Origin of the sequence: Clostridioides sp. ES-S-0123-01 (assembly GCF_020658415.1) — a bacterium.
In the GTDB taxonomy this organism is placed as follows: domain Bacteria; phylum Bacillota; class Clostridia; order Peptostreptococcales; family Peptostreptococcaceae; genus Clostridioides.
The window spans coordinates 273390-286456 of sequence record NZ_JACVWD010000002.1; the positions used below are offsets into that span (position 1 = coordinate 273390).

General features: G+C 30.6%; 10 protein-coding genes. 2 read left to right on the forward strand and 8 right to left on the reverse strand.

Going from position 1 to position 13067, the window contains the following annotated elements; all coding sequences use genetic code 11:
• Positions 1 to 316: 316 nt before the first annotated feature.
• Complete coding sequence (locus tag IC175_RS04770; RefSeq protein ID WP_227433974.1) at positions 317 to 2080, forward strand: bifunctional homocysteine S-methyltransferase/methylenetetrahydrofolate reductase; 1764 nt, start codon at positions 317 to 319, stop codon at positions 2078 to 2080.
• A gap of 219 nt (positions 2081 to 2299) precedes the next feature.
• Entirely contained in the window at positions 2300 to 3451 is a 1152-nt protein-coding gene (locus tag IC175_RS04775) for a GGDEF domain-containing protein (RefSeq protein ID WP_227482035.1), read from the forward strand.
• Positions 3452 to 3547: 96 nt separating this feature from the next.
• Here the strand turns inward: IC175_RS04775 and IC175_RS04780 are convergent, their stop codons facing one another.
• The 8 genes from IC175_RS04780 to IC175_RS04815 all read right to left on the reverse strand — a co-directional run bounded on the left by IC175_RS04780 (position 3548) and on the right by IC175_RS04815 (position 13060).
• Positions 3548 to 5266 carry a putative 2-aminoethylphosphonate ABC transporter permease subunit gene (locus IC175_RS04780; RefSeq protein WP_227851186.1) on the reverse strand — a complete coding sequence of 573 codons (1719 nt, stop codon included), beginning with the start codon at positions 5264 to 5266 and terminating at the stop codon, positions 3548 to 3550.
• A 4-nt stretch (positions 5267 to 5270) separates the two neighbouring features.
• A complete protein-coding gene (locus IC175_RS04785; protein WP_227433971.1) occupies positions 5271 to 6260 on the reverse strand; it encodes an ABC transporter ATP-binding protein in 990 nt (329 codons plus the stop codon).
• Positions 6261 to 6364: 104 nt separating this feature from the next.
• Positions 6365 to 7414 (reverse strand): putative 2-aminoethylphosphonate ABC transporter substrate-binding protein, encoded by a 1050-nt coding sequence (locus tag IC175_RS04790; RefSeq protein ID WP_227433970.1) that lies wholly within the window; start codon positions 7412 to 7414, stop codon positions 6365 to 6367.
• 420 nt (positions 7415 to 7834) lie between these two features.
• Complete coding sequence (locus tag IC175_RS04795) at positions 7835 to 8503, reverse strand: V-type ATP synthase subunit D (RefSeq protein ID WP_227482033.1); 669 nt, start codon at positions 8501 to 8503, stop codon at positions 7835 to 7837.
• 5 nt (positions 8504 to 8508) lie between these two features.
• Positions 8509 to 9882, reverse strand: a complete 1374-nt coding sequence (locus tag IC175_RS04800; protein ID WP_227433968.1) for a V-type ATP synthase subunit B — start codon at positions 9880 to 9882, stop codon at positions 8509 to 8511.
• The gene (locus IC175_RS04805) at positions 9879 to 11657 is read right to left on the reverse strand and encodes a V-type ATP synthase subunit A (protein ID WP_227433967.1); all 1779 of its coding nucleotides are present in this window, start codon (positions 11655 to 11657) and stop codon (positions 9879 to 9881) included. Before IC175_RS04805 ends, IC175_RS04800 begins: the two co-directional genes overlap by 4 nt.
• Positions 11658 to 11772: 115 nt before the next feature.
• Positions 11773 to 12090: a V-type ATP synthase subunit F gene (locus IC175_RS04810; protein ID WP_009893746.1), complete on the reverse strand. Its 318-nt coding sequence runs from the start codon at positions 12088 to 12090 to the stop codon at positions 11773 to 11775.
• Positions 12083 to 13060: a V-type ATP synthase subunit C gene (locus IC175_RS04815; RefSeq protein ID WP_227851187.1), complete on the reverse strand. Its 978-nt coding sequence runs from the start codon at positions 13058 to 13060 to the stop codon at positions 12083 to 12085. Before IC175_RS04815 ends, IC175_RS04810 begins: the two co-directional genes overlap by 8 nt.
• Between the last annotated feature and the right edge of the window lie 7 nt (positions 13061 to 13067).

Here is a 13067-nt window from a genome sequence, read left to right on the forward strand (position 1 = left end):
CATTTACAAGAATTTACTTATAATATAGTATTTTTAGATTATTTAATATATATTACCTGTCTATGTAGTTTCAAATTGTGTTAACTATAATAAAATATGGTAATGTTTATCATTGATTTTCAGCAATAGATATAATTATATCACTATCTCACCACTATGGTTCTTATTTTAATACCATTAAGTAAATATATCAAAATCACCAACAAACTTGTTATATAGGCCAATATATTCCACTATATTTTCCAAAGATTGACAAGTTTTTTTGGGGTTGATATACTAATACTTAAAATATTTTAAATTCGTATGAGGTGAAGCAATGAACATAAATGAATATATCAAAGACTCTGTTTTAGTTTTTGATGGTGCAATGGGTACATACTATTCCAAACTAAAAAATAGTCCTTTCAATTGTGAAATAGCCAATATAAATGATGCATCTACAATATTGTCTATCCACGAGGAATATATAAAAGCTGGATGTATGGCTATTAAGACAAATACTTTTGCAGCAAATGAAACACTTCTAGAGTGTGATTTTAAAACTGTCAAAGATATTATAAAAAGTGGGTATGAAATTGCATTAGAGGCAACAAGAAATACAGATGTATTTATATTTGCTGATATTGGTCCAATACCTGCTCTAAATGATAGAAATTTGTTACCTGACTATAAGAAAATAGTAGATGTATTTTTAGAAATTGGAGCAACTAATTTTCTATTTGAAACATTTAGTAGTGATGAATATTTACCAGAAATCTCAAGTTATATAAAAGAAAAACAACCAAATGCATTTATCTTAACAGAATTTGCAGTTAATCCAGAGGGCTTTACTAGACTTGGAAAAAGTGGAACTAACATCTTTAAATCTATTTCCAAGGACAAAAATATTGATGCATTAGGATTTAATTGTATCTCTGGCCCACACCATTTATTACATTTTATAAAGACACTTGATATTAATGACAATATAGTTTCTATTATGCCTAATGCAGGCTATCCAACTATTATCAATAATCGTACATTTTTTGAAGATAACTCAGACTATTTTTCAGAACAGATGCTAGAAATATTAAATCAAGGGGTTCATATACTAGGTGGATGCTGTGGTACAACACCTGAATTTATCAAAAAAACTGTTGAAATAATAAATTCTTTATACAAAGGCAATGTTGCCATAAAAAATGATATTTCTCCAAAAGAAAAAATTAAATCTGTGGCAAAAAACGAACTCTTAGAAAAGCTTGATGGAGGTAAAAAAATTATAGCAGTTGAATTAGACCCTCCTATTGATACAGATATTGAATTTTTTATGAATAGTGCTGAAAAACTAAAAAACTACGGAGTTGATGCAATAACAATTGCTGACTGCCCTATAGCAAGAGCAAGAGTTGATAGTAGTTTATTAGCTTGTAAAATAAAGAGAGAGTTAGACATCACTCCTATTCCACATATGACATGTAGAGATAGAAATATTAATGCTACAAAAGCTCTTCTTTTAGGATTAAATATTGAAAACATAAACAACGTGTTAGTAGTAACTGGAGACCCTATACCTTCTGCTGAAAGAGATGAAATAAAGGCCATGTTCAGTTTTAACTCTTCTATACTAGCAAATTACATAAAAACTTTAAATAAAGATACCTTTAATACTCCATTTAATATATTTGGAGCTTTAAATATAAATGCAACAAACTTTGATTCTCAACTTAAGCACGCTAAGATTAAAATAGAAAATGGGGTTACTATGTTTTTAACTCAACCAGTTTTAACAGAGCAAGCTTTATTAAACTTAAAAAAAGCTAAGGAAATACTTCCTGCAAAGATACTAGGTGGAATTATACCTGTAGTAAGTTACAAAAATGCTTGTTTTATGAATAATGAAATTTCAGGAATTACTGTTTCACAAGACATTATAGACATGTACAAAGATGCTTCAAAAGAACAATCTACTAAACTTGCTATCAATATATCAACTCAAATAGCAAAAGAAATTGAACCTTATGTAGATGGTTATTATATTATTACACCATTTAAAAGAATTGACATAGTATGTGATATATTAGCAGGTATTAATAAATAAAATAATTATAATATAAATACTATTAAGATATTATAATGTTTATTTATTAAAGTATAGTGTAATTTTAAAAAGCCTTGTATTTGAATCTTTTAAGCTAAATTATAGATTGTAATTTTTAGATGATTTTGATAATATAGATGTATATTATGGTAATATTTATAGATATACATTAATTATGGGGAGATTTTGTGAAATATTTTTTTACAAAAAATTTGGGATATGGAAATAAATAAAAAATTCAATAGAGTTGATATGCAAGTTTCAATACTTACTGCAATTATTGTAATAATTTCTTCTTCATGTGTTTATTTTTTTAATTATGCACTCACTTATAATGATATGATTTATACTTTAAGTGAGAGGTCAAGACATATATATAAGTATGTAGAAAAAAATCTTGATAAAGATACCTTTATTGAAATTAATTCTGAAAAAGACCACTCAAAAGAGTCTTATAAAAGTGCTAAAGTGCTATTGGAATCTGTAAAGAATACTACTGGAGTTATGTACTTATACACTGCAAAAAAAACAAAAGATGGCTCATTAGTATATGTTGTTGATGGTTTAGATTCATCTAGAAGCGATTTTAGAAATGCTGGTGATTTGATAGAAAAAGAGATTTGGGGTGACCTTAACAAAGCACTAGATAATAATATATTGCTACCTAAAAAAATAAAAAAAACATCTTGGGGACATATATTTATATCGTACTTTCCCATCCATAATGATGTTGGTAAAGTCGTTGGAGTAATGGGAATTGAATTTGAAGCAAAACATCAATACAATACCTTTAGATTTATAAGTATAGTTACTCCTTTTATAGCTTTATTAACCTGTTTAATATCAGCATTAGTAGCAGTAATCCTGTTTAAACGTATATCTAATCCTACATATACTGATTTTGCTAATACTGATTATCTAACAGGATTAAAAAATAGAAACGCTTTTGAAATAGATATGAATAACTTAAACAATTCAAATCTTAAACAACCAATTTCTATAATGTCAATAGATTTAGATGGCCTTAAAAAAATCAATGATAAATTTGGCCATCAAACAGGAGATTTATACATTAAAAATGCAAGTAAAATTATACAAGATGTAATAAATAAAAAACATATAGTTTATCGCGTTGGTGGAGATGAGTATATAATTATTTTAAAAGATTCTTATCATGAAGAAATAGATAGTATTGTCAATAAGATTAATTTAAAAATAATTGAAGAAAACGCTACTAATGAATTAAATTTATCCATGTCTATTGGATATGCAGTTTTCGATGAAAACTTAGACAACTCTTTATTTGATACATACCATCGTGCAGATTCTGAAATGTATTGTAACAAAAGAAAAATTAATAAAAACGATTAATATTTATTTTAAATTTATATAAAAAAGTCTATTCTATAAACAATAAATTATAAGAATAGACTTCTTTAATATGTGTATTTTTATACAATAACTTCTTTAGTTAAAATTTGCTCTTTTTTCCAAACGATTTTTTATAAATTCATGTATTACCTTAACTAGTACATTTGTAATTAATATCAATACAGCTAGTGCTGCTGCTTGTGCTGTACTTCCCTTATCATCTAACTGTACAATTGATATAGCTGCTACCTTTGAACTTGCTGTATATATAAATACTAGTGCTGATATTGTTACCATAGAATTTAAGAAAAAATACATAAAGTTTTCTAAAACTGCTGGCAAACAAAGTGGTATTGTTACATTCTTAAGAATTGATGCACTATTTATTCCCATTGATTTTGCCACCATGTCTAATTCTTTGTCCACTTTCTTAATAGCTGTAGTTGCAGTTATAAAAGCTACTGAGAAAAAATGTACCAAATTGCATATAACCATAATAAATAATGTTCCATACAATCCATTAAACAAGTTCTTAATGTATATTGTATCCATTAGATTAAACTCTAATTTATTAAAGAATAGTACATAAGCTATACCTAACACTAACCCTGGTAATGCCATAGGCAATGTACTTAAAAAATACCCAAATGATTTTAAATATGGAGCTTTTTCTGTTTTTTCGTTTAGATATGCAAATAAGAAAACAAAACTTGTCCCAAGAATAGCTGTCAGTAATGACATTTCTATTGAATTTATAAATGGCTTAATTCCATCAATACTACTTTTCATAGAAAAGTGTTCAAGTGTGAGTCTTAAATCATATGGCCAAACAGATATTAGTGAAGATAAGATTACAGTCAACATTACAGCTATTATTCCAAATGCAATAATTCCTACAATGACTCCAAATATACTGTCTCTTAACTTATTAAATTTAACCTTATATGGGATTGATTTTGAATTTATATATGAATTTTGATTTTTTTCGATTTTTTTAGTTACTATAAAAGATATTATTGCAGGTATCAAAAGTAATATTGATACAGTTGCTCCCATAGGCATATTTTGCTGCCCTATAATTTGCTTGTATACATCTATTGATAGTACATTGAAATCTCCTCCAATAACTTTTGGAGCTCCAAAGTCTGTAAAGCACAATGTGAATGATACAAATGCTGAACTTATTAAAGAGTACTTAATGCTAGGTATCGTTATACTTAAAAACTCTCTTATCTTGCTTATTCCCATAGCATTGCTAGCTTCATATAATCTATAATCAGTTGAATTTAGTGATATATAAAGTATCTGAAATGATTGAGGAAATACATATATAATTTGTGCTAATACTATTCCAATTGAACCATATATCGGAATATTTATTCCAAATAAATTAGTCACTACCCCTTGATTTCCAAATAAATATACCAAACCTATAGCATGCATCATTGTAGGGGCAAACATAGGAAACATCGCTATAGATTTAAGAAGTCCTTTAAACTTAATCTTTGTTCTTGTTAGTGCATATGCATACACTAGTGCGAGAGTTAAAGATATTACAGTTGATATAACAGATACAAATATTGTATTTTTCAGAGAATTTAACAGTGCTTCAGAAGCTAAATACTCTTTAAAATTTTGTAATCCAACAAAAACTCCATCTTTATCTAAAAATGCTTGTACAAACAGATAGATTATGGGTGCCAATAAAAATATTACCAAAGACATAACTAATACTGTAAGCATACATTTTTTTATATCTAAATTTATTTTAGATTTAATATTTAAACTTTTAGAACTTATAGCATTATTATTCATATATTTATGCTCCTTTAACTTTTGGATACTTTAAATAGTATTTTTCATCTATACTTACACTTACAAAGTCACCCTCTACTAAATTTAAATTAACCCATTCTTTTATAGAAACATCACTTATTATAAAATTTTCATTTAATTTATCTTTTATTTCCACTCTCAATAGATTCCCTCTAAATTCTATATTAGATATTGTTCCATGACAATTTTCTTTTGTTGACTTTTCTATTTGAACATATTCTGGTCTTACAGTTAATATAGAATCTCCTCTATCAAAACAGTTTGTATCTCCTATAAATTGAGCTGTAAATAGGTTTTGAGGATTTTGATATATTTCTTCTGGAGTCCCTATTTGCATTATGTCACCACCATTTAAGATTGCAATTTTGTCTGCCATAGTTATAGCTTCTTCCTGGTCATGTGTTACCATTATTGTTGTTATATTTAATTCTTTCTGTAGTTTTTTAATATCCATTCTAAGTTTGTGTCTAACTTTTGCATCAAGTGCAGACATTGGCTCATCTAAAAGTAAAAACTTTGGCTCAAGTGCTAATGCTCTTGCTATTGCAATTCTCTGTTGTTGACCTCCTGACAATGCTTTAGGATACTTATGAGCTTCATTACTCAATCCAACTGTTTCAAGCACTTCTCTAACCTTCTTATCTATCTTTTCTTTTGGTACCTTTCTTTCTTTAAGCGGAAAAGCTATATTATTATATGCTGTCATATTTGGAAATAATGCATATGATTGAAATACTATCCCAAAACCTCTCTTTGATGGCTCTAACTCTGTTATATCTTTATCTTGAAGAATTATAGCTCCACTATTTACATCTTCAAGCCCTGCTATTATTCTAAGTAATGTAGTTTTTCCACATCCACTAGGTCCAAGTAAACATAGAAACTCACCTTCTTCAATATCTAAACTAATATTGTTTAACACTCTTTTTTGGTCATAACTCTTGAACACATTATTTATTTTTAAGTAACTCATATCTAATCTCCCCTTATACAATTATATTTGTTTTTTTAATTTTATATTTTAATTTTTCTTATAAATTTCTTTTCTCTATTTCTATTAAAAAATCCATTTAACTTTTACTTACTTTCAGATTTTGAACCATACTTTGATTCCCAAGTTTTTAACACTGCACTTCTATTTTTTGATGCAGAGTTTAAATCAACTTCTTTAATCAGCTGTTCTAATGGACGTTTAGAGTAACCTTTTGGTACAGGATTATCTGTCTTTATAGAAGTCACTGCTACTTCATGTGCATATCTGTCCATAGCTGAATCACTTATTGCCCAATCTAAAAACAATTTTGCTTCTTTTTTTATATTATCTTTCTTAACCAAAGCATTTGCTTCTAAATCCCAACCTGAACCTTCTTTTGGAAATACTACTTCTATAGGTTCTCCACTAGACAATTGCTGTGTAGCTCTATATCCAAGTGTAATGCCTATTGGGTATTCTCCTGAACCAGCTAGTTTTGCAGGTTTCGAACCTGAATGTGTATATGTAGCTATATTCTTATGTAGTTTATCCATGTAATTATAAGCTTCTTTTTCACCCATCATTTGAATAAGTCCTGATACTGTAAGATAACCTGTACCAGATGATGCTGGATTTGGCATTGTTATAAGACCTTTGTACTCTGGTTTTATTAAATCATTATATCCTTTTGGAACATCTAGGCCTAATTTTTCAAGTTCTTTGTAATTAACTACTATTGCTGTCTCTGGTACACTCATACCTACCCATGATACATCTTTTCCAGTATCCTTAAATCTCTTATCTACCTTGTCATAATTTTTAGGCTTATATGCTTCAAGTGCCCCATCTTCTTTTAGTTCTATCATATTCATTGCTGATAATCCCCATATAACATCTGCTTGTGGATTATCCTTTTCTGCTAATAATTTTGAAGCTATTACACCATGAGAATCCATAACTATTTCTACATCAATATTAGGATACTCTTCTCTAAATCCTTCCATATAGTAAGCTATTTGCTCTTCTTCTAATGCTGCATATATTGTAAGTTTATTATTTCCTTTTCCTTGAGTAGTTTGTGGTGTTGTTGATATGCAACTTGTCATAAATGCAATTACTACAATACACAGACAAGTAAATATAAATTCTTTCATATCTTCCCCCTTTTTGTGTTTTTGTCTTTTTTTAATTGTTTTTTATTGTTTTTGCTTATGTTTATATAATACACCTAATTTGTTAATACGAAGTTAAGTGTAAATTAACAGTTCGTTAATTTTTAGAAATTTTTGTTAAATTTATTATTTTTTTACAAAGTTCTAGGCATATAGACCATTATATCTTCATAAAAATTCTTATAAAAAACACCCTTTTACCCATATGAGTATGATTTTATTTGAGCTTTTTTATATACAAGGTAGAATATACATAACTTTTACATCTGGAGTATTGAAATGAATATTGAGAGATTAATAGGTAATTAATTGATACCGCCAATTCCGAATATGTGCTTACTTGCACTAAAAAGCCTAACTCCTATAAACTAGGATGTTAGGCTTATTTTTATAAGTATTTAATTATCCAACCAAATCATTTTTCTTTTTTTCTTCAAGTGCTTTTTTAAGCACCATATCCTTAACCTTCATAAGTCTAGTAGTACTTGCTCTCTCATTTTCTTCAAGCTTCATAGCAATATACTTAATAGTTTCAATGTAATTTGGTATCATTACATTTTCAAGAGCATTAACACGTCTACGTGTCTTTTCTATCTCTTGTGCAAGAAGCTGTGCACTTTTTTCACTTTCTGCAAGTCTTAAAAGTGGTTCCATTGCATCTGAAAATGCTTCCATAGCAGAATCTAATTCACCTGATGTAAAAGCAAGACCATAAGGATAAATATCACTTTGATTGTTTTCAGTTTTAAAGTCAAACACAGGAACATCAACACTCATTATGTTTCTTGTAGAAACACCTACAGAAACAGATTGTTTTGGCATCATAAGTGCTGAACCTAGATACTCCTGACTCATAACTGCCCTTGCAATTATAAAATTTTTATAAGCAGCATCGAGAGCATTTTCTGCTTCTTCACGTAATCGCTTATTTTCTCTTACAATTTCAAGAAATTGTTTCATAAGTTCATCAAGCTTATCTTTAAGAAGCTTATGACCTCTTGTAGCAGTTTTAAGGAGTTTCTTAAGTCTAGTCATTTCCATACGTGTTGGATTTATATTTAATCTAGCCACAGATATCACTCCTTAGGCATATATTTTTCAAAATATTCATCACGAATACGTTTAAGTTCACTTTTTGGTAACATACTAAGAAGCTTCCATCCAATTTCTAATGTTTGCTCAATAGTTCTGTCAGTTCTAAATCCTTGTGAAACGTATTCTTTCTCAAATTCATCTGCAAATTTTGCATACATTAAATCAATTTCAGAAAGTGCAGATTCACCCAATATTGCCATAAGTTCTTTTGCATCTTTACCTCTTGAATATGCTGCAAAAAGCTGGTTCATTGTATCTGCGTGGTCCTCACGAGTCTTACCTTTACCAATTCCCTTATCTTTAAGACGAGAAAGTGATGGTAAAACATCTATAGGAGGCTGTATATCTTTTTTATAAAGTTCACGGTTAAGTATAATTTGTCCTTCTGTAATGTATCCTGTAAGGTCAGGAATTGGATGTGTTTTATCATCCTCAGGCATTGTAAGTATTGGAATCATTGTTATAGACCCTTCATGTCCTTTCATTTTTCCTGCTCTTTCATACATTGTAGCAAGGTCAGTATAAAGATAACCTGGATATCCACGACGTCCTGGAACTTCTTTTTTGGCTGCGGAAACTTCACGTAATGCTTCTGCATAGTTTGTAATATCTGTTATTATAACAAGTACATGCATATCTTGCTCAAAAGCAAGATATTCTGCTGCTGTAAGTGCCATTCTAGGTGTAGATACACGCTCTACTGCTGGGTCATTTGCAAGGTTTACAAATACCACAGAACGGTCAATTGCTCCTGTTGCTTTAAAATCACTTATGAAGAAATCTGCATCTTCAAAAGTTATACCAACAGCTGCAAATACAACGGCAAACTTAGAGTCAGTTCCACGAACTTTTGCCTGTCTTGCAATTTGAACTGCAAGATTAGCATGTGGCAAACCAGAACCTGAGAATATAGGAAGTTTTTGCCCTCTAACCAAGGTATTAAGCCCGTCTATAGCAGAAACACCAGTCTGTATAAACTCAGCTGGATAATCACGTGCTGCTGGATTTATAGGTGCACCATTTATATCAAGTCTTTTATCTGGTATAATTTCTGGTCCACCATCAATAGGTTTACCCATCCCACTAAAAACACGACCTAATATGTCTGGTGAAACTCCAAAATCAAGACTCTTTCCTAAAAAACGTACTTTACTTTCAGCAAGGTTTATACCTGTTGAACTTTCAAAAAGTTGAACAAGTGCAGTATCTTCATTTACTTCTAGAACTTTACAACGACGAATTTCTCCACTTGAAAGCTCAATTTCTCCAAGTTCATCAAATTTTACACCTTCTACGCCGTTTATTAACATAAGAGGACCAGCTACCTCTTGTATTGACTTATATTCCTTTATCATAGTTCTTCAGCCCCCCTCTTCTTAATAAGGTCAGCAAGCTCGTTGTCTATTTCATCTTCAATTGCATCGTAAGCAGCATCTAGTTTATCTTCTTCTACATACTTAGCACGACCAATCTTTTCAAGAACTGAAAGCTTGATAATATCATTTATAGTAACATTTTGCTTAATAGCATCTTGTGCTGACTTATAGAATTTTAGAATAAGCCCCATCATTCTATACTGTTTGTGAAGTGATGTATAAGTATCAACTTCATGGAAAGAGTTTTGATGAAGGAAGTCCTCTCTTATAGAACGAGTGACTTCTAGTATCAATCTATCTCCATCTGAAAGTGAGTCAACACCAACCAATTGAACTATCTCTTGAAGCTCAGATTCAACTTGCAAAAGTTTCATAGCTTGAGCTCTTTGAGCTGAGAAATTATCATTTACATTTTTATCTGCCCATACATCAACTTTCTCCTGATAAAGTGAATAACTTGTTAACCAGTTAATTGCTGGGAAGTGACGTTTATATGCTAATGAAGCATCAAGTCCCCAGAATACTTTTACTATACGAAGTGTTGCTTGGCTAACAGGTTCTGATGTATCACCACCAGGAGGAGAAACAGCACCAATTGCTGTAAGAGTTCCTTCTCTATCATCCATACCTAGACAGTTTACTTTTCCTGCTCTCTCATAGAATTGAGCAAGACGCGAACCTAAATACGCTGGGTAACCTTCTTCACCTGGCATCTCTTCCAAACGCCCACTCATCTCTCTAAGAGCCTCTGCCCATCTTGATGTAGAATCTGCCATAAGTGCAACACTGTATCCCATATCTCTAAAATATTCAGCTATTGTAATACCAGTGTATATAGAGGCCTCACGTGCAGCAACTGGCATATCTGATGTATTAGCTATAAGTACTGTTCTTTGCATAAGTGACTCACCTGTTCTTGGGTCTTTTAGTTCAGGGAATTCAAGAAGAACATCTGTCATTTCATTTCCACGTTCTCCACATCCTATATATACAACTATATCTGCATCTGCCCATTTAGCAAGCTGATGCTGTGTAACAGTTTTTCCACTTCCAAAAGGTCCTGGAATAGCTGCTACCCCACCTTTTGTAATTGGGAAAAATGTATCTATAACTCTTTGACCTGTAACAAGAAGTGAATCTGGTGTTTTCTTTTCCCTATATGGTCTTTCTTTTCTAACTGGCCATTTTTGCATCATAGTTACAGCTATATCATTACCTTTTTCGTCTGTGATAACACAAACTGTATCCTCAACAGTAAATTCTCCAGAATATATTTCTTTTATAGTACCTTTTACGCCATAAGGAACCATAATCTTACATTCCACTACAGCAGTTTCTTGAACTACCCCAATTATATCTCCTGCTACGACTTTATCACCAGCAGATTTTTTAGGTTTGAATTCCCATTTAATTGTTCTATCAAGTGAAGATACTTCAACACCTTTAGTTATATTAGTACCTGAAATTTCATACATTTTTTCAAGTGGACGTTGAATACCATCATAAATAGTTGAAATAAGACCTGGCCCAAGTTCAACACTCATAGGCATTCCAAGAGAAACCACTTCTTCTCCTGGTCCTAGACCAGAAGTTTCCTCATAAACCTGTATAGAAGCCTTATCTCCATGCATTTCAATAATCTCGCCTATAAGATGTTTATCAGAAACTCTTACGACGTCAAACATATTCGCATCTCTCATGCCCTCCGCTACAACAAGCGGTCCTGACACCTTTACAATTGTGCCTGTTTTCATATTCTCTCACCTGCAATCATATACTTTATCAAAATTTAAATATTCCCTCCTATATTTTATCAATACATTTTTTAGCATTAACAAAATTTGAGATTGTCTCTTATTCAATTTGCATCTATTCTTTAAATAATATATCTGCACCTATAGCACGTTTACTAGATTCTCTTACTTCATTCATACCTAATCCCATACTTCCTCCAATACCTGGAATAACTATAATAGCAGGAAGTTGATAGTCTTTGTATTTTGCTATTGATTCTTTTGCAAGCAATGACGCCTGTTCTGTAATATAAATTATCGCATATTCATCTTCAACCAACTTATGTATACTTTTTTTAATTTCGTCACTATCATAGGCTGGGAAGATATCTATTCCAAGAGCTAAAAATCCCATGATGCTATCTTTATCTCCAACTACTCCTACCTTATACATAAGCATCCCTTAGCCTTTCTTTTATAGTATCTGCGTCTATATTATTAAGCTTACTAGTCATAATAATCCTAATTGTTTTTATTTCTGATTCTTTAGCATATAAATATGCAATTAGCGGTTCTAGTGTAAGAGGTTTAAATTTTGCATCTCTAACATATTCCATAAGATAATCATCACAAAGTTTTTCAAAGACAGTAAATCCACTATCCATGCCATTTTTACAGACATCAGAGTAAGAAGTAGATTTAAAACATGATGCTGGAGTGTCTGAAGAAAAAGCTTCTAAGAATTTTTCTTTATCAAGTGAGCCACCTGAAACAAACACATTCATAAACATATCAAAATCTTTCTTCATGTTTTTAACTCTTATAAAACTCTTTAGATTTGTTAAATCACAAACTTTCATAACATAATCTATTACAAATTTATTTTGACTTTCTGTAGCTGTCTCTTTCATACTTGAAAAAGTTGCTTTATCTAAAACAATATCAACCATCTGACCATTTTGTGTTTTACTATAAATATCAAATGCATCTATTATTGCTCCTGCCATTATCTTAGGTAAATCACTAAAACTACGATTTGCTAAAGATTCTTTAAGCTTCACAAGTGAAATTGTACCTCCATCAATTAAGTACTTTTCACCATCTACACCAGAAATTTCTTCTTTAATCAAAACTTTTAAGTTATGATAATCATTTTTATAAAGGAATACATCAACAAATTTTTCTTCAGGGGCTAGACCTTTAAGAATTTCATATGTTTTAGATAATTCTTGAGTCAAAACATTCTCAAAATTGTGAACATTATTATTTGACGAATCCGTATAACCCGCTTCTGCTATAATTCTTAAAGAGTCTTCAGGGCTTTTAGCTTCTGCCATTTGAATAAACATTTGTCTGTTAAGAAGCTGTTTTTCAAGCACTCTTATTCGTGCCACGGCATAGGGATAAGTTTTTTCTTCTGCCATCTTTTAA